Source organism: Humidesulfovibrio idahonensis (assembly GCF_054657715.1).
This window is the reverse complement of sequence record NZ_BAAHYE010000002.1, coordinates 571,218-595,636: the sequence shown is the minus strand read 5'-3', so window position 1 is coordinate 595,636 and position 24,419 is coordinate 571,218. Positions and strand designations below refer to the sequence as shown.

19 protein-coding genes, 1 tRNA gene and 1 pseudogene are annotated in these 24,419 nt (G+C 60.3%); 16 read left to right on the top strand and 5 right to left on the bottom strand.

What is annotated here, in order from left to right; all coding sequences use genetic code 11:
* Positions 1–185 precede the first annotated feature (185 nt).
* From ACYQ4W_RS03090 to ACYQ4W_RS03075, 4 genes are all read left to right on the top strand, one after another.
* A complete protein-coding gene (locus tag ACYQ4W_RS03090; protein ID WP_459852674.1) occupies positions 186–1,067 on the top strand; it encodes a LysR family transcriptional regulator in 882 nt (293 codons plus the stop codon).
* 97 nt (positions 1,068–1,164) lie between these two features.
* Positions 1,165–2,175 (top strand): HlyD family secretion protein, encoded by a 1,011-nt coding sequence (locus ACYQ4W_RS03085; RefSeq protein ID WP_459852671.1) that lies wholly within the window; start codon positions 1,165–1,167, stop codon positions 2,173–2,175.
* Positions 2,176–2,182: 7 nt separating this feature from the next.
* Positions 2,183–3,322: an ABC transporter ATP-binding protein gene (locus ACYQ4W_RS03080; protein WP_459852669.1), complete on the top strand. Its 1,140-nt coding sequence runs from the start codon at positions 2,183–2,185 to the stop codon at positions 3,320–3,322.
* A complete protein-coding gene (locus ACYQ4W_RS03075) occupies positions 3,319–4,461 on the top strand; it encodes an ABC transporter permease (protein WP_459852666.1) in 1,143 nt (380 codons plus the stop codon). The genes ACYQ4W_RS03080 and ACYQ4W_RS03075 overlap by 4 nt, the downstream gene beginning before the upstream one ends.
* 10 nt (positions 4,462–4,471) lie before the next feature.
* Here ACYQ4W_RS03075 and ACYQ4W_RS03070 read toward each other — a convergent pair whose 3' ends face one another.
* Both ACYQ4W_RS03070 and ACYQ4W_RS03065 read right to left on the bottom strand, forming a co-directional pair.
* Positions 4,472–6,256, bottom strand: coding sequence for an exostosin domain-containing protein (locus ACYQ4W_RS03070; protein ID WP_459852664.1), 1,785 nt, complete (start codon positions 6,254–6,256; stop codon positions 4,472–4,474).
* Between the two features lie 151 nt (positions 6,257–6,407).
* The gene (locus ACYQ4W_RS03065; protein WP_459854441.1) at positions 6,408–7,082 is read right to left on the bottom strand and encodes a FecR family protein; all 675 of its coding nucleotides are present in this window, start codon (positions 7,080–7,082) and stop codon (positions 6,408–6,410) included.
* 177 nt (positions 7,083–7,259) lie between these two features.
* Between ACYQ4W_RS03065 and ACYQ4W_RS03060 the strand changes: the two genes are divergently transcribed.
* A complete protein-coding gene (locus tag ACYQ4W_RS03060; protein WP_459852661.1) occupies positions 7,260–9,530 on the top strand; it encodes a DUF3536 domain-containing protein in 2,271 nt (756 codons plus the stop codon).
* A gap of 50 nt (positions 9,531–9,580) precedes the next feature.
* Positions 9,581–10,201: a DedA family protein gene (locus ACYQ4W_RS03055; RefSeq protein WP_459852659.1), complete on the top strand. Its 621-nt coding sequence runs from the start codon at positions 9,581–9,583 to the stop codon at positions 10,199–10,201.
* A gap of 82 nt (positions 10,202–10,283) precedes the next feature.
* Here the strand turns inward: ACYQ4W_RS03055 and ACYQ4W_RS03050 are convergent, their stop codons facing one another.
* Positions 10,284–12,377: a methyl-accepting chemotaxis protein gene (locus ACYQ4W_RS03050; protein WP_459852656.1), complete on the bottom strand. Its 2,094-nt coding sequence runs from the start codon at positions 12,375–12,377 to the stop codon at positions 10,284–10,286.
* Between the two features lie 244 nt (positions 12,378–12,621).
* On the opposite strand from ACYQ4W_RS03050, the gene ACYQ4W_RS03045 reads away from it, so the two are divergent.
* The 10 genes and pseudogenes from ACYQ4W_RS03045 (at position 12,622) to ACYQ4W_RS03000 (ending at position 19,747) form a co-directional block, all read left to right on the top strand.
* Positions 12,622–12,709, top strand: a tRNA-Ser gene (locus ACYQ4W_RS03045).
* Between the two features lie 190 nt (positions 12,710–12,899).
* Complete coding sequence (locus tag ACYQ4W_RS03040) at positions 12,900–14,120, top strand: tyrosine-type recombinase/integrase (RefSeq protein WP_459852653.1); 1,221 nt, start codon at positions 12,900–12,902, stop codon at positions 14,118–14,120.
* Between the two features lie 102 nt (positions 14,121–14,222).
* Positions 14,223–14,963, top strand: a complete 741-nt coding sequence (locus tag ACYQ4W_RS03035) for a hypothetical protein (protein ID WP_459852651.1) — start codon at positions 14,223–14,225, stop codon at positions 14,961–14,963.
* Between the two features lie 573 nt (positions 14,964–15,536).
* Entirely contained in the window at positions 15,537–15,875 is a 339-nt protein-coding gene (locus ACYQ4W_RS03030; RefSeq protein WP_459852649.1) for a hypothetical protein, read from the top strand.
* 292 nt (positions 15,876–16,167) lie between these two features.
* The gene (locus tag ACYQ4W_RS03025; protein ID WP_459852646.1) at positions 16,168–16,401 is read left to right on the top strand and encodes a helix-turn-helix transcriptional regulator; all 234 of its coding nucleotides are present in this window, start codon (positions 16,168–16,170) and stop codon (positions 16,399–16,401) included.
* Positions 16,402–16,413: 12 nt separating this feature from the next.
* A complete protein-coding gene (locus tag ACYQ4W_RS03020; protein ID WP_459852644.1) occupies positions 16,414–17,697 on the top strand; it encodes an AAA family ATPase in 1,284 nt (427 codons plus the stop codon).
* Positions 17,698–17,726: 29 nt separating this feature from the next.
* Positions 17,727–17,867 (top strand): annotated as a pseudogene (locus ACYQ4W_RS03015) (primase-helicase zinc-binding domain-containing protein); the annotation flags it as partial.
* A 267-nt stretch (positions 17,868–18,134) separates the two neighbouring features.
* Positions 18,135–18,716 carry a toprim domain-containing protein gene (locus ACYQ4W_RS03010; protein ID WP_459854473.1) on the top strand — a complete coding sequence of 194 codons (582 nt, stop codon included), beginning with the start codon at positions 18,135–18,137 and terminating at the stop codon, positions 18,714–18,716.
* Between the two features lie 151 nt (positions 18,717–18,867).
* Entirely contained in the window at positions 18,868–19,446 is a 579-nt protein-coding gene (locus tag ACYQ4W_RS03005; protein WP_459852641.1) for a DUF5625 family protein, read from the top strand.
* 91 nt (positions 19,447–19,537) lie between these two features.
* Positions 19,538–19,747 carry a transposase gene (locus tag ACYQ4W_RS03000; RefSeq protein ID WP_459852638.1) on the top strand — a complete coding sequence of 70 codons (210 nt, stop codon included), beginning with the start codon at positions 19,538–19,540 and terminating at the stop codon, positions 19,745–19,747.
* 932 nt (positions 19,748–20,679) lie between these two features.
* Here the strand turns inward: ACYQ4W_RS03000 and ACYQ4W_RS02995 are convergent.
* Both ACYQ4W_RS02995 and ACYQ4W_RS02990 read right to left on the bottom strand, forming a co-directional pair.
* The gene (locus tag ACYQ4W_RS02995) at positions 20,680–22,512 is read right to left on the bottom strand and encodes an NACHT domain-containing protein (protein WP_459852636.1); all 1,833 of its coding nucleotides are present in this window, start codon (positions 22,510–22,512) and stop codon (positions 20,680–20,682) included.
* A gap of 1,177 nt (positions 22,513–23,689) precedes the next feature.
* Positions 23,690–24,403 carry a TylF/MycF/NovP-related O-methyltransferase gene (locus tag ACYQ4W_RS02990; protein WP_459852634.1) on the bottom strand — a complete coding sequence of 238 codons (714 nt, stop codon included), beginning with the start codon at positions 24,401–24,403 and terminating at the stop codon, positions 23,690–23,692.
* Between the last annotated feature and the right edge of the window lie 16 nt (positions 24,404–24,419).

The window sequence follows — 24,419 nt, the reverse complement described above, 5'->3', positions numbered from 1 at the left end:
ATGTGCGGCTGTGCTGTTTTCGTGAATACGGGCGCGGAGTTGAGGGGCCGCCTCCGCGCTGCTCACAGGTGGCACATTGCGGCGGCTGGAGGATGTTGTAAATGTGGAAGATATTGAGTATGCCTTCGTCATAGGCGAAGGCTACAAGCCTTCCGTCAGGTCACCCCGCGCGACAGGAGCAATACATGTCTTTTGATCTTACAGACTTACGCTTGTTTCTCCACGTAGTGGAGAGCGGCAGCATCACCAGCGGGGCAGAACTTTCGCACCTGGCTCTGGCTTCCGCCAGCGCGCGCATCCGCGGCATGGAGGATTTGCTGGAGGTGGAGCTGCTTGCGCGCGGCAGGCGGGGCGTCACCCCCACCCAAGCGGGCCGGGCGCTGGTGCACCACGCGCGCATCGTGCTGGCCCAGTGGGACCGCATGCTGGGCGACATCGGCGAATACGCCAAGGGCCTCAAGGGGCACATCCGCCTCTTGTGCAACACCGCGAGCCTGACGGAGTTCCTGCCGGAGATCCTGTCGTCCTATCTGACCAACCACCCCAACGTGAGCATAGACATCCACGAGCGCCTGTCCTCCGAAATCGTGCAGGACGTGGTGGACGGCAAGGCCGATGTGGGCGTCATGGCCAAGGGCTCGGACGTGGGCGAGCTGGAGACCTTTCCCTTCCGCACCCTCACCTTCGTGCTCACGGTGCCGCCCGGGCACCCGCTGGCCGGACGCAAGAGCGTGTCCTTCAGCGAGGCGCTGGAGCACGAGTTCGTGGGCCTGGCCGAAGGCAGCCCCCTGCAACGCTATCTGGAGGGCCACGCCGCGCGCCTGGGCAAAGAGATGAGCTACCGCGTGCGCCTGCGGGGCTTTTTGGCCGTGGGCGGCATGGTCGAGAACAACATCGGCATAGCCGTCATGCCAGACAGCGCCGCCCTGCGCTGCCAGCAGACCATGGACCTGCGCACCGTGCGCCTTTCGGATTCCTGGGCCACCCGCGACATTCTGCTCTGCGTGCGCCGCTTTGGCGAACTGCCCGTGCATGTGCGCGAGCTGGTGGACATGCTGCGGGCCTGATCCCCCGGCCGCGTTGCCCCACAACGCGGGAGCAGTTTCAAGCACATGATTCAATCATTTGTTTGACAGCGTTCTTTTTCCGCAGTAGGGGTATCGCATGCAGCCACTCAACACCCTCCTCCAGCGCGTTCCGGTCAAGGCCCGGCTGGTGCTCCTCGTCCTGCTTCTGGCGGGTCTTGGGGCTCTGGGCTACAGGCTCATCGCCCCTGCCGCGGGCGAGGTCTACCAGGGCTACGTGGAAGCGGACTACGTGCACGTGGCCTCGCCCGTGGCCGGCGCCCTTGCCGAGCTGCGCGTGCACCGCGGCCAGCAGGTGGATGAGAACGCGACCCTGTTCATATTGGAGCAGGACTACGAGCGCGCCGCCCTGGCCGTGGCCACCCACACCCTGCAGCAGGCGGCGGACAAGCTCGCCAACGCCATGAAGGGCCAGCGACCGACCGAACTCGCCACCATCGGGGCGCGCCTGGGCCAGGCCGACACAAGCATGCGGCTGGCCGAAACGGAGTACAAGCGCCGCCAGAAGCTCTACGCCGAACGCACCATCTCCACGGAGGAGATGGACCGTGCGCGCGCCGACTATGAGCTCAAGGTGCAGCAGGTGCGCGAGATGTCGGCCACGCTCTCCACCGCCAAGCTGGGCTCCCGCTCGGATGAGGTGAGCGCGGCCAAGGCCGAGGTGGAGGCCGCCAAGTCCCGCGTGGAGCAGGCCGCCTGGACGCTGAACCAGAAGACCCAGAACGCGCCGCAGAAGTCCCTGGTGTTCGACACGCTCTTCAGCCAGGGCGAATGGGTGCCCGCGGGCAAGCCCGTGGCCATTCTGCTGCCCGCCGCCAACATCAAGGTGCGCTTCTACGTGCCGGAGGAAGCCGTGGGCCGCCTGGCGGTCGGCCAAGAGGCCCAGGTGCGCATGGACAAGATCGCGGGCGCTGTGCCGGTGCGCATCAGCTACATTTCGCCCCAGGCGGAGTACACCCCGCCCATTCTCTTCTCCAGCCAGAGCCGCGCCAAGCTGGTGTTTCTGGTGGAGGCCCGGCCGGAGCCGGATCAGGCCCTGGCGCTGCACCCCGGCCAGCCCGTGGACGTGCGCCTTGGCCAGGGCAGGTAGGCCCGCCATGGACAGCGCGCCGTCAGCCGAATCCGCCGCCGTTTCTTCCGTGCCCCTTGCACGGCCATCAACACTGCCAGCGGCCGAAGCTCCGGGCTCGGAACCAGGGGTCGGCGCTTCGGACCAGACGCCCACCAGCACGCCGGGCAGCACGCCGGGCAGCACGCCGGGCAGCACACCAGCCGGTGCGGCGGCGGACTCGCCATCAGCCCCGCAGGCCGGAGCCCCTGGCGCGGAATACGTCATCGACGTCAAGAACCTCACCAAGAGCTTCAACGGCAAGGTCGTGGTCAACGCCCTGTCCATGCGCGTGAAGAAAGGCGAGATCTTCGGCTTCCTCGGCCCCAACGGCTCCGGCAAAACGACCTTCATCCGCATGCTCTGCGGGCTGCTCGCCGCCGATTCCGGGCAAGGCACCTGCCTGGGTTACGACATCTTCACCCAGGCCGACCGCATCAAGCCCAGCGTGGGCTACATGTCGCAGCGCTTCAGCCTGTACGAGGACCTGACCGTGCGCGAGAACCTGGACTTCATGGCCCGGCTTTACGGCCTGCCCGACCGCGTGGAGCTGGTGCGCGAGTGCCTTGCGCGCATGGGCCTCGACCGCTTCGAGAATCATCTGGCGGGCAGCCTCTCCGGCGGGTGGAAGCAGCGCCTGGCCTTGAGCGCCTGCACCCTGCACGGCCCAAAGCTGCTGCTGCTCGACGAGCCCACCGCGGGCGTGGACCCCGGCGCCCGGCGCGACTTCTGGGACGCCGTGCACAAGCTCGCGGCCCAGGGCGTCACCGCGCTCATCAGCACCCATTACATGGACGAGGCCGAGCGCTGCCACAGGCTGGCGTACATCGCCTACGGCGACTTGCTGGCGCAGGACACGGTGGAGGGCCTGGTGACAGGGTCGGGCCTGGTCACCTGGAGCGTTGCCGGACCGGAGCTGCACGCCCTTTCCGAGTCGCTGCGGCGCGAGCCCGGCGTGGATCAGGTGGTGGCCTTCGGCAACACCTTGCACGTCAGCGGCCGCAACGAGGCCGACCTGCTGACCGCCCTGGCCTCGTGCCGGAGCGATGCGACGCACGAGTGCAAACGCATCGAGACCAGCCTCGAGGAAGTCTTCATCCACCTCATGCGCAAGGCGCAAAAGCAATGACCTTCGACGCCGGCTTCAACATTCCCCGCTTCGTGGCCGTGGTGTACAAGGAGTTCACCCAGATGCGCCGCGACCGGGTGACCTTCGCCATGATGATCGGCATCCCGCTCATGCAGCTCATCCTCTTCGGCTACGCCATCAACTCCGACCCGCGCCACCTGCCCACGGCCGTGCTCTCCGGCGACAACTCGCCCTACGCGCGCGGCATTGTGGCCGGCATGCAGACCAGCACCTATTTCGACGTGACCGAGCAGCTGACCAGCCGCGCCGAGGCCACGGCCGCCTTAAAGGAAGGCCGGACGCAGTTCGTGCTGACCATACCGGAGGATTTTTCGCGCAAGCTGCTGCGCGGCGAAACGCCCGTGCTGCTGCTGGAGGCCGACGCCACGGACCCGGCGGCCACCAGCAACGCCGTGGCCGCCCTGCGGGAGATCGTCTCCCGGGCCGTTGCGCGCGACCTGCCCGGAGGCGCAAGCGACCTTGCGGCCACGGACCTGCCCGTCACCCTGCGCGTGCACGCGGAGTACAACCCGGAGGCCGTCACCCAGTACAACATCGTGCCCGGGCTCATGGGCGTGATTCTGACCCTCACCCTGACCATGATCACCTCGCTTGCCATCACCCGTGAAAGGGAGCGCGGCACCATGGAGAACCTGCTCTCCACGCCGGTGAAGCCACTTGAGGTCATGCTGGGCAAAATAGTGCCCTACATCATGGTGGGCTACATTCAGATGGCGCTCATCATCCTGGCGGCGAAGTTTTTGTTCGCCGTGCCCCTGCTGGGCAGCCTGGTGCCGGTGTTCGTGCTTTCGTTCGTGTTCATCGCCGCGAACCTGAGCGTGGGCGTCACCCTCTCCACCATGGCCAAGAACCAGCTGCAGGCCGTGCAGATGTCGGTGTTCTTCTTCCTGCCGTCGCTTTTGCTCTCCGGGTTCATGTTCCCCTTCCGGGGCATGCCGGGCTGGGCGCAGGTGGTGGGGGCCGCGCTGCCGCTGACGCATTACCTGCGCTTCGTGCGCGGGGTGCTGCTCAAGGGGGCCACGGGCTACGAATCCCTCACCCACATCTGGCCCATTCTGGTCTTCTTCTGCGCGGTCATCGCCATCGGCATGCTGCGCTACCGCAAAACCCTGGACTAGCCTTTCACGGCTAGCCGAAGCCCACCGCCACAGGCTCCGGCTTGGCTTCGGGCTTGGCGTCGGGTCTGGCCTGGGGTTTCACGATGCGGAACAGCCCCGCCGTGCCGCGCTCCCACGCCGCGCCCCGCTCCAGGGCAAAGGTCCGCAACGGCTCCAGCGCTCCGGCGTTCGCCGCGCAATTCACGGCAGCATGAGCGGCGTCACCAGCGACGGCGTTTGCCGCGTCGGTTGCCGCTTCTGCCTCGCCGCAGCAGCCCAGCACCGTTGCGCCGGGCCGCAGCTTGTCCCACCAGTCCGCAAGGTCCGCAACGCCGCGCCCGCGGTTCAGAAACAGCAGGTCCAAAGATCCGTTGCGGAACAGCCTCGCGGCCTCCGCACCGGGCAGGGCCAGCGGGGTGAGCAAAAACTCCACCCCGGCGTTGCGCGCGTTGCCCAGCATGTCCTCCCGCGCCTCTCCGCTCCACTCGTCCACGCAGAAGATGCGCGCGCGGATGTTGCGGCGCGAAAGCAGCGCGTTGGCGAAAACAATGGACGAAAGCCCGGCCCCGGCGCCGAGGTCGACAACCGAGGCGGCCACGGGCAGCACGCGCCCGGCGTGATACAGCAGGTTCAGCGCCGCCTGGGGCAGTTCGCCCGGCACGCCGTTCACCAGCACAGTGTCCGGGCGTGGGCCGGGCTGCGCCAGCATGGCCCCGTTGAACCAGCTCCGGCCGTCGTCGAGCACCAGCCCGGCAAAATAGCCCGCGGGATGACTGCGGCGCGGGGCCTCGGCCTTGAGGCAGCCGGGAACCTGGCGCACCAGGCGCGGCGGATTCTTGGGCATCACGGCCTTATGCGCGCGCAAAATGTCCAGCACGAGGTCCTGGGCGTACTGCGGAGCCAGGTGCTCCTCCCAGGCCTTGCGGGCCAGACGGCACATGTCCTGGCGCTCGTCCGGGCGCTTGTCCGCCAGCCAGCGGTGCACCAGCTCGCCCGCGCGCCACGCCTCGCGCTCCGGCACGAACAGGCAGAACGCCTTGTAGTCGATGCGCTCGGCCAGGGGCAGCACGTATTCGTCCGACATGTGCACCGGCAGCCGCCCCATGCACATGGTCTCGAAAAAGCGGTAGCTTGAGGAGCCGCGCCCGCGCGGGCACAAGGTGGCCCACGAACGGCGCATGACGCCGACGTACAGCCGCTCCAGGGCGCGCTTGCGTCCCTCGTCCACCATGTGCAGGTACGAGGCGCTGCGGTCCCAGTCCGGCGCCTTGGGCGCGTTCAAATAATGGCGCAGGCGCTTCTCGCGCTGCACGCTCTCCAAGAGGGTCAGGCGCACCTCGTCGGAAATGGTGCCCACAAAGCTCACGTCGAAACGGATGGAGCCGAAGTCGAAGTCCGGCGAGGCCCGCAGCACATGGGCCATGGGGAAATGCGGATAGGGATGGACGAAGGGGTCGTCACTGTTGGAGCGCGCAGGGTCGTCGGTGACGATGCAGGCGCGCGTGCACAAAGGCTGGCCCAGGTCGTGGAAGTTGAAGAGCGCGTGCTTGTGCTCGTATTGGGCGAAATAGGGCAGGTCTTCCAGAAAGTGCCGGGTGAAGGCCGTGCGGCGGTGGCAGATGATGGGGTCGAGCTTGTAGGGAAAGACGATGAAGTCCGCTTCCTCAGGACCCGCCACCGTGTCGAAGCCGTCCGGCTGCGCCGGGTCCTCATGGAACAGCGGAATGCGCACGGGCTCGCCATAGGCCTCGCGCACGTCCGCGGGGTACTCGAAGTGCTCGCCCTCGCGATAGAAAAACAGTCTCAGGCGTTCCATGCCGCTCCTCCTGTGCATCCCCCGCCATCATGCAAACGGCATTCCGTCGGCAAGGATGTCCTACGGGCCTGGATGTCCCACGGGCAAGGATGCCCTGCCGGGGAGGATCACCTGCCGGGGAGGATGTCCAGCTGGAAAGGAGCGGGCAACGCTAGTCGAAGGCCACGGTCTTGAAGGCCTGGGCGCGCTTGTCCGGGCTCCACAGGGAGGGCTCCGGCGGCGGCGCCGTGGGCGAAGCCAAACGCACGCCCTCCAGCGGCCGCGTGATCTCGCTCTTGCCGCCGTCGTTGCGGATGTAAACCCCGGAGCCGGAGATGAGCAGCACGCTCAACTCGTCCGGCTTGAGCAGGCCGCCCCAGAAGTCCGTGCCGCGCACGCCTATGGTCGCCAGGGGCGTCACGATCTCGAAGGGGCCGCCGCGCAGGGCCACAAGCTGCCCCGTGACCACGCGGAACGCGCCCTTGGTGAGCAGCAACAGCACCGCGCCCGGGCCGCTCTGCCGTCCCAGGTCGTAGCGCTCCACGGCCAGCACGGTATCCGCGCCAAGGGTCAGGCGGGTCTCGTCCAACATGGTGATCTCCACCCGCGCCTCCGGGCCGGTCTTGATGACATCGGTGCGGCGCACCAGGGTGCCCTGGTGCAGCTCCCGCAGCTCGCCGGCGTGCAGGGCAAAAGCCACGCCCTTGACGCGGCTCACGTGGCCCACGTTCTCCTGCCCGGCAGCCAGGGCGGCGGGCAGCATGTCGCCAAAGGGCACAAGGACGGAAAAAAGGATAACGCCGCAAAGATACAGCGGAAACAGCAGAGCCTTGGCGAGTGTCTTCATCGTGTCCACAAAAGTCCCCCTTGCGCGCCGCGAAGAGTGCGGGCCGAAATGCGGCAATGATTCAGGCATACTCCGACTCCGGCGGCTTGTCGACAGCGGGCGGCCGCGCCCCCTTGCCCCCCGCGGCGGCGCAGGATAGGACAGGATCAAGCGAACACCCATCAGCGCGGAGGGCACATGACCGGCAACACGCTCTGCATCCATGGCCATTTTTATCAGCCGCCACGGGAAGACCCCTGGATGGACACCATCTTCCCCGAGGGCAGCGCCGCGCCCGCCACCCACTGGAACGAGCGCATCTGCGCCGAGAGCTACGCCCCGCTGGCCTGGGCCAGAAGGCTGGACGACCAGGGCCGCATCATCGAGATCATGAACTGTTACGAGTACATGAGCTTCAATTTCGGTCCCACCCTGCTCACCTGGATGGAGCATCAAGCCCCGGACGTGTACGCCCGCGTGCTGGAAGGCGACCGTAGCAGCCTGGCCCGCCTGGGCCACGGCAACGCCATCGCGCAGATCTACCACCACGTCATCATGCCCCTGGCCACAGACCTGGAAAAACGGGCGGAAATCGCCTGGGCCCTGGCCGACTTCGAGGCGCGCTTCGGCCGCAGGGCGGAAGGGCTCTGGCTCAGCGAGGCCGCCGTGGACACGCGCACCCTGGACCTGCTGGCCCAGGCCGGCGTGCGCTTCACCATCCTGGCCCCGCGCCAGGCGCGGGAAGTAGCCGATGTGGCCCAGAACAACTGGACCGCCGCCAACGAGGGCAACCTGGACATCCGCGAGCCCTACCTCGTGGAGCTGCCCGAGGGCCGCAGCATCGCCGTGTATTTCTACGACGGCCCCTTGTCGCAGGCCGTGGCCTTTGAGGGCCTTTTGCGCCACGGCGACGTGTTCTGGGGACGGCTTTCCGGCATGGCCGCGCAGGGCGGCGGCAAGGGGCTGCTGGCCCTGGCCACGGACGGCGAAACCTACGGCCACCATTTCAAGTTCGGCGAAATGGCCCTGGCCTTCGCCCTTTCGCAGGCGCGCGCCGGAGAACAGAACGTGGCGCTGACCAACTACGCGGCCTACCTGGCGGAAAACCCGCCCAAACGCCGCGTGCGCATCCACGAGAACAGCTCCTGGAGCTGCGTGCATGGTGTGGAGCGCTGGCGCGCGGACTGCGGCTGCGCCACGGAGCACCGCCCCGGCTGGAACCAGCGCTGGCGCGGCCCCCTGCGCGACGGCCTGAACGCGGTCAAGGCGCGCATCGACCAGCACTACCTGGCCCTGGGGCAAACCATCTACGCCGACGCGGAAGCCGCGCTCATCGGCTACGGCCGGGTGCTCTCCGGCCTGGATGCGCCCGAGGCCTTCGCCGCGGCGCACTTCAAGCCCAAGCTCACCCCGGCGCAAAAGGACACGGCCTGGAAGCTCTTGACCATGCAGAAGTGGGCGCTGTCGTCCTTTGCCAGCTGCGCCTGGTTCTTCGACGATCTGGGGCGCATCGAGCCCTTGAACGCGCTGACCTTCGCCCTGCGGGCCATGCAGCTGGGCCAGCGCACCGGCATGGAGGACCTGGAGCCGCTGTTGCTGTCTTACGTGGGGCAGGCCACCAGCAACGACCCGGCCCTGGGCAGCGGCCACGACCTCTGGACGCATGAAGTGCGCCCGCGGCGCGAAAGCACAGAGACCATCCTGGCCCAGGCGCTCATCCATCTTTGGGCCGAGGGACGCCTGCCCGCGCCCGGCGGCGGCGCAAGCGTCCATTGGCCCGGGCTGTCGGTCAGCATCGGCGTGGCCGAGGCGGAAGGCACCAACGGCTCCGGGCACCGCGCGGGCAAGGCCAGCATCCGCTGGGCGCACGAGAGCGGCAGCGACGACTGCGCCTGGGCCTGGGAGCTGCCCAAGGGCGGCGATCCGCTGGCCGGCTGCATCCGCGTGGGCGAGACGGGCAACAAGTGCATCCCGGCCTCGTACATCCCCTGGGGCAAGCGCCAGGCCCTGGCCCTGGCCTGGGTGCGCCGCGTGGAGGCCGAGGTCTGGGGCAGGCAGGTGGCCGAGACGCACCTGGGCGCGCACCTGTTTTTGCCCTACCGCGAGGCCCAGGTGACCCAGACGGCGGCCGAGCGCTGGGACCGGCTCTGGTCGGCCCTGTGCTGGCAGTGGATAATGGGCGAGGTGGCGGCCAGCCGCGATTTTCTCGATTTCCTCACCGAACGCGGGCGGGAGCACCCGGAGCGCACGCTCTTGGCGCGGCGCGTGGGCCATGCCGTGGCTTCGCTGCTGTCGAAGGACAAGCCCGACTGCCACACCCTGCGTTTGATATTGGAGCGCGCGGCCATGGTGAATCTGGCTCCGGATCTGCTGGAGGCTCAGAACATCTTCTGGTCGCGGCTGAAGGACGACCCGGCCGCGTGCGAGGCGGGCCAGGCCCTGGGCTTTGCGCCCCGCCCCTTGCCCTAAGGCGCGCGGCGGGATAAAGGCCCGGTGACACGTTCGCCCGGAGGTTCATAGTGCTCACCGAAGCCATTTCCCATTTCGCCATCCAGGTGCTCGACACGACCGGCTACGCCGGAGCAGCCCTGCTCATGGCCCTTGAAAGCATGATCGCCCCTGTGCCCAGCGAGGCCGTGATGCCCTTTGTGGGCTTTCTCGTGGCCGACGGCAAATGGGGACTCGCCCAGGCCATGGCCGCCACCTCCCTCGGCTCCTTCCTCGGCTCCCTCGTGTCCTACCTCATGGGCTATTACGGCGGCCGACCCTTTGTGCTCAAGGTGGGCAAGTACCTGCTGCTCGACGTGCACGACCTGGAGATGACCGAGCGCTTTTTCCAGCGCAGCGGCAGCTTCTGGACGCTCTTCATCTGCCGGTTCATTCCCGTGGTGCGGCACCTGGTGTCCATTCCCGCGGGCATAGGCAAAATGCGCTTCTGGTCCTTTGCCGTGGCCACCACAGTGGGCGCCACCCTGTGGAACGGCTTCCTGCTCGCCTGCGGCTTCAAGCTGCGCGAGAACTGGGAAGTGGTGCAGACCTACCGGCACCACTTCGACGGGCTGATCATCGGCATGCTCGCCGCCACGGTCGTCTGGTACGTGTGGTACAAGCTGAAGCGGAAGCGGGCCATGCGCGGCTGACAACCCGCGGCGTCACCGAACGAAGAAGCCCCCGGCGCTCCATATGGAACGCCGGGGGCTTTTGTTTGCGGGATGCGGAAGTCTAGCGGAAGTTGATGTCGGCCCGGGCGGTCTCGGAATCCTGGATCTGCACGCTGATATCCACGGGAGCCTTGTAGAACTCGGCCGCGCCGCGCAGGATGCCCTCGAAGTAGTGGTGGTAGCCCCGGCGCGACTTGTAGATCATGGTCATCTTCTGGCCGCGGTCCTCGTAGCTGAAGCGCGGCGGCACGATGCCCGGCAGCGCCTTGGTCAGGTCCGCGTGGGTCTGGTTCATGGTCAGCAAAAAGTCCTTCAGGTTGCCGGCCTTGAAGTACGGGCGGTACATCTTGTGGAACTGGCCGATGGTGTACCGGCCAAGGTCGACGAAGATGTCGCGCACGGGCTTGCCCGTGGCTCCGGCCACGGCCTCGGCCATCTGCTGCAGCACTTGGTCGGGGTAGCTCTGCGTGGGCAGGAACATGGGGTTGCCCAGTTCCTTGGCCACCTGGGCGTGGGCCTGGTCGCCGTACTTCACCTTGATGAACTCGTACATGATCTTCGGCAGGATGCCCTTCATCTGCCCCTGCGAGGTCCGCAGCTTGCTCGCGTCGGACTTCTCCGCGCTGAAGCTCATGGAGAGCTGCAGCAGGTTCTGGGCAAGCTCGGCCAGTTCGCGCGTAGCGCTGGCGGCCTGGTCCGCGCCTTCCTCGGACTCCTTGGCGATGCCGGCGATGTCTTCGATGTTCCTGTTGATCTCCTCTGCGGCGGAGGACTGCTCCTCGGCGGCGGTGGCGATTTGGGCCACGCGCGCGGTCACGTCGTCGATGCGCTGCATGATCTCCTCAAGGGCCTTGCCGGTGCGGTTCGAGAGGTCGGTGCTGACCTCCACCTGCTTCTCCGTCTCGCGCATGGTGCTCACGGCGTGCTGGCTGCGCTCCTGAATCTCGCGGATGGAGTTCTCCACTTCCTTGGTGGCGGTCATGGTCTTCTCGGCCAGTTTGCGCACTTCATCCGCAACCACGGCGAAGCCGCGCCCGGCGTCGCCCGCGCGGGCGGCCTCGATGGCGGCGTTCAGGGCCAGCAGGTTGGTCTGGTCGGCTATGTCGTTGATGACGTTGATGATGCGGTCGATCTCCGCGGCCTGCGAATCGAGCTGGCTCAGGACCTGGGCCAGTTTGCGCGAACTGTCGGCCACCTTGTTGATGCCCGCGACACTCTCGCGCACAAGGTTCACGCCATCGCTGGCGGCCTTGCTGGCCGTGGCCGCCGCGTCGGAAGACTGCGTCGCGTTCTGGGCCACCTCAAGCACTGTCGAGGTCATCTGCTCCATGGCGGTGGAGACGGATTCCGTCTGCCCCTTTTGGCGGTTGGCGCCCTTGGCCTGCTCGTCCGCGCTGGCGGAGAGCTCCTCAGAGGCGCTGGCCACGCGCTGGGCCAGGTCGTTGATGTTGTTGCCCACCTGCATGATGCGCTCTTGCTGCTTCTGAATGGCGCGCTGGTGGTTCTTTATCTCGGCCAAATCCGTCAGGCAGACCACCGCGCCCAGCACCTCGCCCGAAACGGAGCGGATGCAGTTCACCACGGCCAGAACCTCGGCCACGCGGCCGTCCCAGAACTTCAGCTCAAGCTCCTTGGAAAGGTCCTGCTTGTCGGCCAGGACCTTCTCGGTGACGGAGACGCCTTTCTTGTTGTAATAGGCCTCGCTCACGGTCTTGCCCACCACGTCGGCTTCCGGCTTCTTCAGCATGTCCAGCATGGCGGAGCTGACGTGGGTGATGAGCCCGTTAATGTCGCACAGCATGAAGGGCGTGCCCACGGCGTGGACGGCGCCCCGGTAGAACTCGCGGCGGCGCAGGCCATATTCGGTCACATCGGCGGCAATGTCGGCCAATTCGCCATGTCCGCGCCAGGACTGCACCTCGTCATACAAAAATTCGCGCTTGCGGGAGAAGAGTTTTTCAAAACCGGCCTTGAGCACCTGCGTTCCCTGCCCCTGGTGCGAGGCGAGATACCCGGCCAATGCTATGGATATGGCGGCCATGGCAAGGGTCGCATACAGATTGGCGGTAAAAAAGGCGATGAGGACCAAGACGGCCCCAACGCCTCCGAGAGCCCACAGGCCGGCCGCCGGGGGAATCTGCTGCTGCGATTTCATGCTGCGCTCCTTAATATGACGGAGAGAAGCGGAAAATTCCGCTGCCATTTGCTCTTCGGACAATCACGGTAACATCTTTACCATGAATAGCATTTCACCAAAATTCGCTTTCATTGGCAACCCCGGAAGCATGCCGTTCGCACCTTTGCGAAGGGTATTCGCACATTGACTTGGCGGCACTGTTTTGGCACCTACAGAAACGCTTTGCGGGGCGGCCCTGGCGGCCGTTTCCGGCAACAAGAGCGGAGGGGTGGCCGAGCGGCTCAAGGCGGTGGTCTTGAAAACCACTGACGGGCAACCGTCCGGGGGTTCGAATCCCTCCCCCTCCGCCATTCAACAATCCAGTCAAGTCCAGTCAAGTTCGATTATCGAATGAAATTGAGCAACTAGACAAAAGCGTTCATCCGATGTAGACCATCTACATCGGATGGCATCCGAGAGTTGTACGTACATTACTTTGTACAACTCCCTCGGTACCCCCGAAATTCTGTACAACTCGTACGGACAAACGGAGGGCGCTAGATGGCACTTACAGACACGACTTGCCGCAACGCGAAACCCAAAGAAAAATCCTACCTCCTCAAAGATGACAGGGGCCTGTTCCTTGAGGTCTCTCCCAAAGGCGGGAAGTGGTGGCGCTTCCGGTACACGTTTGCGGGGAAGGCCAACCGACTGGGCCTTGGGGTTTACCCCGATGTGCCCTTGGCCCAGGCTAGAGAACGTCGTGATGAAGCGCGCAAACTCATTGCCGATGGCATTAATCCTTCTGCCGTGCGAAAAGAAGCAAAGGCCGAGGGAGTTGTCCAGCATGAAACCTTCCAAGCGATAACCGAGGAATGGTTTCAGGAGTTCCGCCATACCTGGACGGACAGCACGGCGGAAACCATCATTTCCCGTCTGCGCATGGATGTGTTCCCCTACCTGGGAGCGAGGCCAATCCGCGAAATCACCCCCCCGGAGCTTCTGGCTGTGATCCGCCGCATTGCCGCCCGCGGGGCAGTGGAAACTGCGCGCCGGAACTTGCAAAAATGCGGGAAGGTATTCCGCTACGCCGTTGCCGATGGCAAAGCAAAGCGCGACATTACCGCAGACCTTCGCGGAGCAATCGCCCCCCCGGCCAAGCGCCACTTTGCAAGCATCCACGAACCCAAAGAGATCGGGGAGCTGCTGCGGGCCATAGACGCCTACAGGGGCTCGCCTGTGACGCGCTGCGCCCTCAAGCTGGCTCCCCTCACCTTCGTGCGGCCTGGGGAACTGCGCCATGCAGAATGGGCGGAAATCGACATGGAAGCAGCGGAATGGCGCATTCCTGCTGAACGCATGAAGATGCGCGAGAAGCACATAGTGCCACTCTCTCAGCAAGCCTTAGAGGTACTGCGTGAACTGCACCCCCTCACAGGCACAGGGCGCTACATTTTCCCCGGTGGACGATCCACATCACGTCCCATGAGCGAGAATGCTGTCCTCGCAGCCCTGCGCCGCATGGGCTACGAGCGCGGCGAAATGACGGGGCACGGTTTTCGCTCTATGGCGAGTACCATTCTCCATGAACAGGGCTGGCTATCTGACGCTGTGGAGCGCCAGCTTGCGCACGGAGAGCGAAACAAGGTCAAGGCCAGCTACAACTTCGCCCAGCACCTGCCCGAGCGCCGCCGGATGATGCAAGCCTGGGCGGACTACCTGGACGCGTTGAGGGAAGGTGGCAAGGTGGTGCCTCTGTTCAAGGCTAGCGGCAACACCTAGTTGCCCGCCTCACTCGTCAAAGAGCAAATCAGCTTCGCAACCAATTGCGGAGGCACGAGAAGCGTTTACCACCCCATTAACCCGACAGTGGAGGAGATTGGTGTGAGGGTGATCCCTGATCTCGAAGACGCAGGACTAATTGAGGTGGGAGCAGTCGCTCACGACTATATGCTCTACCCGGACCTCGCCGCGTCAACGCCCCAGCTTTTTTACGATAAATCTATGGCAGCCATTACCAATGCCATGGGTAAAATGGCCATAGCCAAAGGCATTAGCCTGAACCTTAGCCCTCAACAGTTGGGACTCATGCTGAATCATCCGGCAGGAGACCTTCATGAGGATGGACTCAAGAGGTATAACTATTCACGTTACGCTGGGAAAATTCTCCTAGACGTATGGCGGCTAGACGAAGGAGGTCTGGAGGGTAGCATCAACAAGAGTATCCATCTTGTCGAAGTCGCCGGGGGAGTGAGTTGCTCTTTCTTGCGCAAGGTTTGGAGCACGTACAAGAGCGTAGCCCACTTCTGCGCAGCAAATTATATCCTCGATCAGGATGATCCCCCAGTCGGGCTCGGCATCGAATACCTTGGCGATCACCAAGCCGACCGATGCCCTGGCGTCTGGAGACATTCGCGTGACTTCCTCGCGCTGGCTGCATTTTTCTATGCTTACGGCACTGAACGAGTCGAACCACGCACTCGGAGCAGGCTGCTACCCCCCGAAGATACTTGGGCAGTCCCCACGCGTCCTCAACTGGAGACAGAGTACGTCATCCTCGACAGCCCTGTCACCGACGGCGAAAAAACAGTCCTCGAGAATTACAAAGCTAATTCAAGATATTAGCAATCCCCCCCACCTCTACACGCTCCGCGTGTACTAGTGCATAGGCTCATTACAGCAATTTTGAGCACACTAGTCCGCTGCTAGATTCCTCCTCACGCCACCGCAACCCGACGTTGTGTCGGGTGCTAGACAAAGGAGGAATTCATGCAACCGGCTTCTCGCATCGACCCCAACGGTCTCTACCGCGTCAAGTCCATCGTCCGCTGCAAGGCGAACCCCACCCCTATCATTGATGTCTCACTCTCCACTTGGTGGGCGGGCGTCAAGTCCGGCCGCTTCCCTCAGCCTGTTCGCATGAGCAGCCACATGACCCTCTGGCGTGGCTCTGACTTGCTTGGTCTCGTGTGGGGTTCAGCTAACGGTGCAGCCGCATAGAGTTCTGCAACCCAAACCCGACCAGGACACACCGGGGTGCAAGGATCAAGGAGGTGGCCCCTCACAAAAAGTTAACAACTATTGCTCTACAAGACTCGGTCAGGCTGACCGCGTCATGAGTGTGGAAAGGTCGTTTATCCTCGTCTAACTTTGCGGATTGGCTTCATAGTCATCTGCTGACAATCGGAGGCTTTGACAATGAATATGGATGTCCCTGCTGTTGTTACTGAAGCGTTGCATGGTCTTGCTTACAAATTCGCGAACTGTATGCTCTGCTTTTCCGATATCGAAATGTGTCAGGAAAAGCATTGTGAGCTGTTACCGTTCCGCTACAGCTTTTTGGAATTTTTCCAGTCCACTCTTCCTGATTCGAAGACCGTCCCCTGTGAGGAGAGTGGTTCTGTAGATGTGGCTAGTGTTGCGAGTTATTGCGTTCCTTATCCGTTGAAGAATGAGGATCGTATGCGTTCCGACCACTGTGAATCGGCTAGCTCGCTGTTGGAGCATGTGCAAATGAATCCGATTCGTATTCACTAACAATCTAGCTGGTTGCGCCATGTATTGTAGGGAGAGTGTGCGTTGTGGAAGAAGCCCCCCCCGGCTCTGGGGCACGTCAAAGGCAGTAGCAGCAATGCCAGTTTTGTGCGCATTACGCTGAAATAAAACAACTATAACCACAAAACAGCGAGACATACCGTCTCGGGAATAATCAAAACGGCACGCTTGGATCCGCGAGCCTGCTAAAATTGATGTTGATCTCAGGAGGTCTTGCAACTGACCACGTGGTCTACTCGAGTCTCCTGGCAACACCCGGCAACGGAGGATTCGAATGAATGACCTTAATGCGCGGACTATCTTCAACAAGAGCGCGCAAGACTATCGGGTGCTCCGACTGCCCGAAGTGTTGAGCCTCATGGGTATCAGCCGCGCAACCTTCTATCGTGGGGTCAAGTCCGGCAAGTATCCCAGGCCGCTACACCCGTCTGAACGCGTGAGTGCGTGGCCTTTGGAAGAAATCGAAGCGCTGCTTCGTAAACTCGCACTGCGTCGAAACTCTAAGTAGGTGGCCTAGCCAATGAAATCGACGAACACAACACCCTCAATGTCTCCGGAGGACATTCGGTCCACTGCCCATGCGCGGGCCGTTGAAGCCCACATTGCTGATCAGCAACAGTCTGAGCAGAGCGTGGCCGGTGGATTCAGGTTCATGACTGCTTCGGAGATGCTTAAAGAACCAAAGCCCACCAACTGGCTGATCCGTGACTACCTGGAGGGCAGCACACTGACCTACATATACGGTGAACCGGGTTGCATGAAGACCTTTCTTACCTTGGACATGGGGCTGTGTGTGGCCTCAGGTACCTCTTGGCATGATCACTCTGTCAAGAAAGGCCCTGTGCTCTTCATCATCGGAGAGGGCCACCAGGGGTTTGGGAAGCGTGTGAAGGCTTGGTGTCAGGATCATCATGTTGATCCCGACACAGCTCTCTTTGCTGTGTCCTCTGTGGCTGCGCAGTTCCTTGACCCAATCTCCGCTGAGGCTGTCACTGTCGCCATCTCTGCGTTTGCTGAACACCACAGCGCGCCTAGTTTGGTGGTCGTGGATACGATGAACAGGAACTATGGCCCTGGCGATGAGAACAGCACCAAGGACATGACGGCTTTCGTTCATCAACTTGATCTCATTAAGGAACGGTTCGGATGCGCCATCGTCGTGACGGCCCACACGGGGCATGGGGACAAGACCCGTGTCCGTGGATCTTCTGTTCTTCATGGCGCAGCAGACTTTGCATTCAGCCTCAAGGGTACCAGCGGTATGCGCACATTGAATTGCGAGAAGGCCAAGGATCATGAACACTCGCCCTCTCTGTCATTCACCCCAGAGGCTGTAGACACTGGGTGGATTGATCCTGAGACCGGACGGTCGATCACCTCCTGTGTGCTTCGGATAGTGGAAGGGACGCCCGGCAAGATGAAGAAGCTCGCTGGGGCGAAAGCTATCGCCATGACTGCCCTTCAGAATTCGTGTGCTGTGAACGGTGGCGGACATGCCAGCTTGGATGAGTGGCGTGAAGAAGCATACCGCTTAGAAATCTCGGCCTCAGCAGACCAGGGAGCCAAGCAAAGAGCTTTCTGCCGCGCTTCAAAGTATCTGATCGACAGCGGTGATGTTGAAGAGTCTGGGGTCACAAACCACTTTCACCCCGCGATAGACTGGTTCACTAGCCAGACAGCCAGACATAACCCAGACATGTCTGGCTCTTGTCTTGGACATCTCCACCAGACAGACAAGACACCCCCCTACGAGGGGGGTCTGTTGTCTGGGGTGTCTGGGCAGTGCCATGAGGTGAGAGGGTGAACATCCTGAACTTCATCCCTGACGAAACCATGAAGTGGGCGGCTGGAAGCTCTGGTGGGGAGTACGCTGGACCTTGTCCCTGGTGCGGGGGGCATGACCGTTTCCGAGTCTGGCCGGAGCATCCCAAAGGAACAGGTGGACGCTACATGTGCCGACAGTGTGGGCAGTCTGGTGACGGCATTCAGTTCCTTCGGGACTATGCAGGTCTGAGCTACTCAGACTCCTGCCGGGCTCTTCAAATTCCCCCGAAGCCCATGAGTGGGCATCATGGGGCAGAGCCGAAGCAGACGGTCTGGACGCCCAAAAGTGTTGCCAGCCCTTCGGCGGCTTGGCAGCTTCGGGCTGGGGCATTCATAGCTAAGTGTGCTGAGAGCATTGCATCAGACCCTATTGGGATGTCGTATGCTGCCCAGAGGGGGCTTTCGGAGGAGACGGTGTTGCGTCTTGGAATCGGCTGGAACCATGCGGATCGGTGGGAGAACCGCGAAGCCTGGGGGCTTGCCCCTGAACTGAACGGGAATGGCAACCCCAAGAAGGTGATGCTCCCGGCAGGGCTAGTAATCCCGACAAGACGGAAATCTGGAATCACGGCTGTGAAGGTCCGTCGTGCGTCTTGGACATCTGAAGATCATTTGCCAAAATACATGGCTCTGCCGGGGTCCGTGCCTGGCATGGCGCTTGGGCGAGGCAAGGGCCTGCCTGTTGTCATCGTGGAGTCTGAGATCGACGCTGTGTTGGTCTGGCAGGAGGCTGGTGATCTTGTGAACGTGTTGGCTCTGGGGACAGCTAGTGGTAAACCGGATATCGATGCTGCCGGGCTTCTTCACGCTGCCTCCCACATCCTGGTCTCACTTGACTGTGATCAGGCAGGTGAAGAAGGCGCTCGGTGGTGGCCGAAGCACTTTGCGAACACAGCCCGCTGGCCTGTGGTGCGAGGGAAGGACGTTGGGGACATGGTTGGGGAATCAGGGCTGGTTCGTGCGTGGATCAAAGCCTGCACGGTGCAACGCTTGCCCTAGCGGTCGTGGTCATCCTATTCGTCAAGGCCGTAAAGAACTCTATCTGAGAGCCCTCTCTGGACTCAAGTAGGCATCACAGACTAACACAATAAGTGGTACAACTCGTGGGGGCAGGTCATGGTCAAATTGGAAAACACTAAGGAGAAAGACAATGAGAAATGAAAACATTCGCTGGTATGTTGTCTACGCTCTTCTTTTGTTGTCTTTACTTGTGTCAGTACCAAAAGCACTTTTTGCTGAGACACTCCCCGCTCCAGTAGTGAAATTTCCTTTTGATTTGAGTAAACAGAGTAACGTGATCAAAGAGGATTTTCAAATTCTCGAAACACGCTCGTATATATTTGCGGTAATGTTTGCGTACTCGGGGGAAGGAGAATTAGATTACATTCTTGGGATATTGGGAAATGCGACTCAACCCACTACGGGTAAGAGTAGCAAGCCAGGTATCCAATTCCCTCTCCGTTTGGAGATATTTAAGCTTGTCCCAGGAAGAACGCCAGAGTCTGTCTACAATACGCAGGTGGTCACTAAAGGATACTATGCACATGGTTTTGCAAAAAAGCATGGGGATGGGAGTTTCAGTAGAGAAATCGCAACAATTGACCTCTCCCCTGGGGTATATCATGTCGAGGTCGCTACGATAGAGGACCGTCCAATTCTTGCAGGGCTACCTACTTATTTGGTAATCGATTACCACTCGCAACTTAGGTTTCTTCCTCATAGCAAGTAATTTCAAAAAGGAGATTACAATGCCAACATTGACCAGCCCCCTAAACCTGAGCCAGAGATTTTGTTAGTCTCTGGACCATGGAGGGCAGGTAATGGGCAGGAAAGGACAAGCACCAGAGCAGATAATCGCCAAGCTGCGTGAGGCCGAGGTTTCTTTGGCCAAAGGCAAGACGGTGGCCAAGACGTGCCGAGTTCTTGGGGGTTGTGAGCAGACGTTCTATCGCTGGCGCAGTGAGTACGGTGTTCTGAAAGTCGACCAAGCCAAGAAGCTGAGGCCTTGGAACGTGAGAATACCCGGCTAAAGAAGGCTGTGGCAGAGCTGACCAAAGACAAGTTCACCCTCATGGAGGCGGCGAGGGGAAACATCTGAGCCTTTCCCGGCGCAGGCAGTAGTGTGTAACTCATGTGCGTTCAATTCTCAGTGTGTCGGAATGGCGCGTATGCTAAGTGCTGGAGCAACTCCGAGCGACACAGCGATACCGCCCCAGCACAGGAGCTGAAGAGCCGCTGAAGGCGGCCATCATCCACTTCGCCAGCGAGTATGGCAGGTACGGGGCTCGCCGTATTCAAGCCCTGAACAGCGAGATGATCGACTTCACTGATCTCTGAAAGGGAGCGAGTCGTGAGAGCAGGCACGACCCCAAAGACTGGCTGAAGACGGATGCCTCTCGCCAGTTCATTGCCGTGTTTGGTCGTAAGCTAGACGTTTGGAGGACTACATCGAAAGGTGAGAATCCTCCCTTATGAATGTCCGCCTAGGTCGATACGGCGGAATCTGGGCTCACCGGCAGATCCCCCTTGCCTATGCCAAGCACCTGAGCTTCGAATGGCCCTTCAGGCTAATGCTTTCCAGGTGGTGAGGGATAAAATAAGCTCGGTCGGATTCCATCTCCGGCCAAGGGGCGCATCAGGGGCAAGGGTCAGCTACGAGTGCGTCGCATGCGTCCAAAGCCGACTACGAGGCCTTGAGGGCGCATCTGGGCGCGAACCGGGGGCAGGATGGGGCTCATTTTTCAAGCCGTATCTGCGCGGGCTCAACAGGGTCTGCTCCGAGGTGGGCGAGGCATGGAGCGAACGCACGCGCTACGTCACAACTATGTGCAGGCGTTCGCTGGGGAAGCCCATGCATGTGGGCTTGATGACGATGCCATTGCGCGCGAGGCGATGGCACGGGTTGGGCACAACAAAGAATCCGAATTGACAACGTATTACCGCTGACAGTAGTGCGTCGCCGCTAATCGTCGCCGAAGTTTAGGACCGTACTGAGAATATCAGTGCTTTCCTTCGCCTTGTTGGAAGTTATCGCATCGCGTACTTTTTGGAGAGCATTTGCAAACGCGTACTGGGCCGCAGGTAGTATGAATTTAGCGCTTTTCATGGTCAAAAAATCAGAAAAGTTAAGTCGGATTGTAGGGCGAACCGTGTCATATGTGTCCCATTGAGAGCGTGGTATTTTGTTAAGTTCAACTTTATATTTAGGATGAACACATGCATCTTCAAGATAAGCAAATTTTAAATCTACGTGTGGAACGCCGTGCTTGTATAGTACAAAATCACTGATTATGTCGGCAAGGGCAATCCCAGAGTAAGGTTTAACTAGCCGCCATGATTCACCGAATGGAGAATAATAAAAGCCATCAAGCAGTTTGTGTAACGCTGCCTTAGAAAGAGGCGTTTTGATTTCGAAAATAGAATTTTCATCTGCATCGAAAAGAGCCAAGAGGGTGGGGATGAAAAAATACTGGCGATATCTGAACGCATCAATCTCAGACAAGAAACCAAGCTCTGTCATCCAACCGTATGATTTGTGCGCAGGGAGTAACAAAGTATAAAAACGCTGCGCCCACGATTCAGGCTTAGAAGCAACATACGACGCTGTGTAGAATTCTTTCACAGTCTTATGAATAAACCTATACTCATCACCTTCCTTGAGCACCATACAAGTGATTTTGACGATATCGTCGATATAGTTAGCTGGCTTGACGGGAATATTGGTTTCTTCAGAGGCTCGCCGGGCAAGCTCGAAAACAACTTTTTGTTCCATCGGCCCGCGCTCCCGCGCGAGCATGCAGAAGCATTCAAAGACTCTCTTATACTCTGTGTCGTCTATGTTGCATCGCCTCTCCCTTGAAAACGTTGGTTTTGAACCATCGTGTCTGCTAAGCAATGCAGGAAAAAGCGATTCATAAAATTGCGATAGATTCGTTGGGAGAGTTTTGTTGTATTTGTAGGCCATCACAAGCAATGTAACTAGTAATGGTGTACATAAAAGCTCTTTTACATGTTTTGCTTTTCCATCAAGGTGTTCTATTAATACTGATGAAAATTCATCATTCTTTCCAAGCTTCTTTACAACATCTTTGTATTCGTTTCCTTTTAGGTTGTCTAGCCGAACAACATTAAAGTGCGAAGAGTATTGAATTTTGTTTTCATGCCTAGAAGTGATGATGATACGCATAAGGTCGTATCTAATTGACAATTCTTCAATCGAAGCTATGGTAGTTGCTTTGTAATCCTCTTTGATTTCGTCAAAAGCATCGAGCAACAAGACAACATGTCCCTTGCTGGCCAGTTTGTCGAATATCTCCGCGCCGTCTTCTAATCCAAGATGCTTGAAGTATTCAAAAATTTTCCTTTCTAGGGGGGCCTCCTCGCTCAGTCGACAGAGTTCGATAAATATTGGGAGGCGTGCCCCTTTTTCTGCCTCTCGGATACACATGTATCTCAGCAGGATGGACTTGCCTTGGCCAGCGATGCCCTCGATAACGATATTCTCATCTTCTGGTAGGTCTTCTATAGATTTAACCGTGGTCCTATTGTCGCCAATCAGAATTTTAGAGTCGCAATAGAATTTTTTGATATTAACTGGCTTGTCCACCTGCCAAAGAGTCTTCACCAACCCGTATTTGAGTATTTTTTTGTATGCCGCATTAAGCTTTGTGGAGTTTGCAAATTGCTCTATGCCCTTTTGCGTTGTCTCTCGGCAGGTGTCGTGTATGCTTTTTAGTATATACTTGAGCATTTCTTTTCCGACAAAGGTTCCTGCGGCGGCTGTCACTGGGTCCATCACTCTCCCCTCCCCATTTCTGTTTGTTTGCCTATAGCAATTCCTAACTTTTTACGCAAGGGACTCCTGTGCGGGGCCGAAAGGTTGGAAATATGGTTGGAATCGTTGAGGGCAAAGCGAATAAGGAGGTCAGGATTTCTCCTAACCACCTTTGATTACATGCGTCTCCATGGGGAGCACCCTCCCCCCGTTGCCAGCTTGAAAGGCTTATGCCCTTTCATACCAAGCGATGGGGGCGAACATCTCTTTTGACGTGTCACTCAGACTGTACGGATTGTCTAATGGGCCGATATCAATGATGACGCCTTTGAGGCACAACACATCTCGATCTGACGCTTGCTGGGTGAAGACAAGTCGAAGCATAACGGTCCCACTCGAAGTGAGAATTCATGTCCGTCGGAGTTGCGCGTCTGACTTTCGGGACAAATCTGAAAAGTCCATACGTGATGAGTCTTGTGCATGCCAGACACTACCCTAATGTTCCCAAACATCAGTCCGGATCAACTCACCCATTGTTGGTATCCCACGCCAAAAGTACAGAAATATTAGAGAGGTACACCGACGACATCTATAGATAGTGGTATCGCTAGGTCCACAGCCGGGGGGAGGGTACGGGATCCCCCCTCCCCAGACAAGAGGCTGAGAGCCAGCTGCCCTCCGTGGGAACGGTCTTGGATGGTTGGCAGAGAGAAGGAGGTGAGAACGCCTCGGAGTGTGGTGGCAACTCCCAATGGAGAAGATTAGTTTCGGCTTCCCTTACCAAGTCAAGGTGTGTATTGCCCCTCCTCGGAGAGCGGAAGACCTTGTGATGCCTGTACAACTTTCCGTACAGCACGACAGTTTGCGTTAGGTATTTCCTTTTAATTTTAGCATATTGCGTTGTTGATTCGACCGACTCCCCCTCCGCCATTTGCGCCACTTCCCCCCATTTCCAAGGCAAGCCGAAACGCTCCCCCCGCGAACCAGAGCAGGCGCGAAACCGGCCCGCGCTCTGCGGTGCGGAGCTTGGCTTCTTGCGTCTTTTCGCAGCGACCTGTTGTGGCGGCGGGCCAAGCCAGCGGCAGGCCACCCTATGAGCGGTGCGGCGTCCAGCGTTCCACAGCGCCGAAAGCGGCCTTGCAAAGGCTAGCCCGGCCTTGCCGGCCCACTTCACGTATGCTGACGACCGGCGGCGTCCCTAGGCCGTTATCTCCACCACCAGCTTCACGAAATCGCGGCGGCGCGCCCGGATTTTGTAGCTGCGTCCACAGGCCAGGCAAAAGTCCTCAAGGGCCGCGTACTCATCGGTGAACCCGCGCGCGGTGAACTCGTCGAACAGGATGATGGTGCCCGGCCGGATGTGCCGGTTCATCATCATGAGCACATAGAGCGAGGACGAATACAGGTCCGCGTCCATGTGCAGCACCAGCCGGTTGCGCGGCACAAAGCCGAGGCTGAAGGCGTCCACAGTCTGCTGGAACAAGCCCTTGATGAAGGCGGCGCGGCTGTCGTCCACCTGCGGCACCTGCCCGCCCGTGCTGTAGGCGCCCTTGGGCGCATCCTCCTGCCAATTTTCCGGCAGCCCCTCAAAGGAATCAAAGCCGTAAAAGCGCGACTCGGCCTGCTTGCTTAAGCCCAGCCAAGCGCGGAAACTTTCTCCCCCGGCAACGCCAAACTCCAGATAATCAACAGGAACTTTGCCCACAACGCGATTGTACACGTACGCGTAGAAGGCTTGGCGCTCCTCGTAAGAAAAGTCCATGACCACGCAGTCGTCGCCAATGCCCGAGGCGACCTTGTTGAACTGCCGCTGGCGGTACTGCATGTTGAAGTCTTCCGGCTCGCCATGGGCCAACATGTGCACGGCAAATTTGATGATATCTCCGGGACTCGACGCTTGTTCCCTGTACATCGCAGGCTCCTTGCTT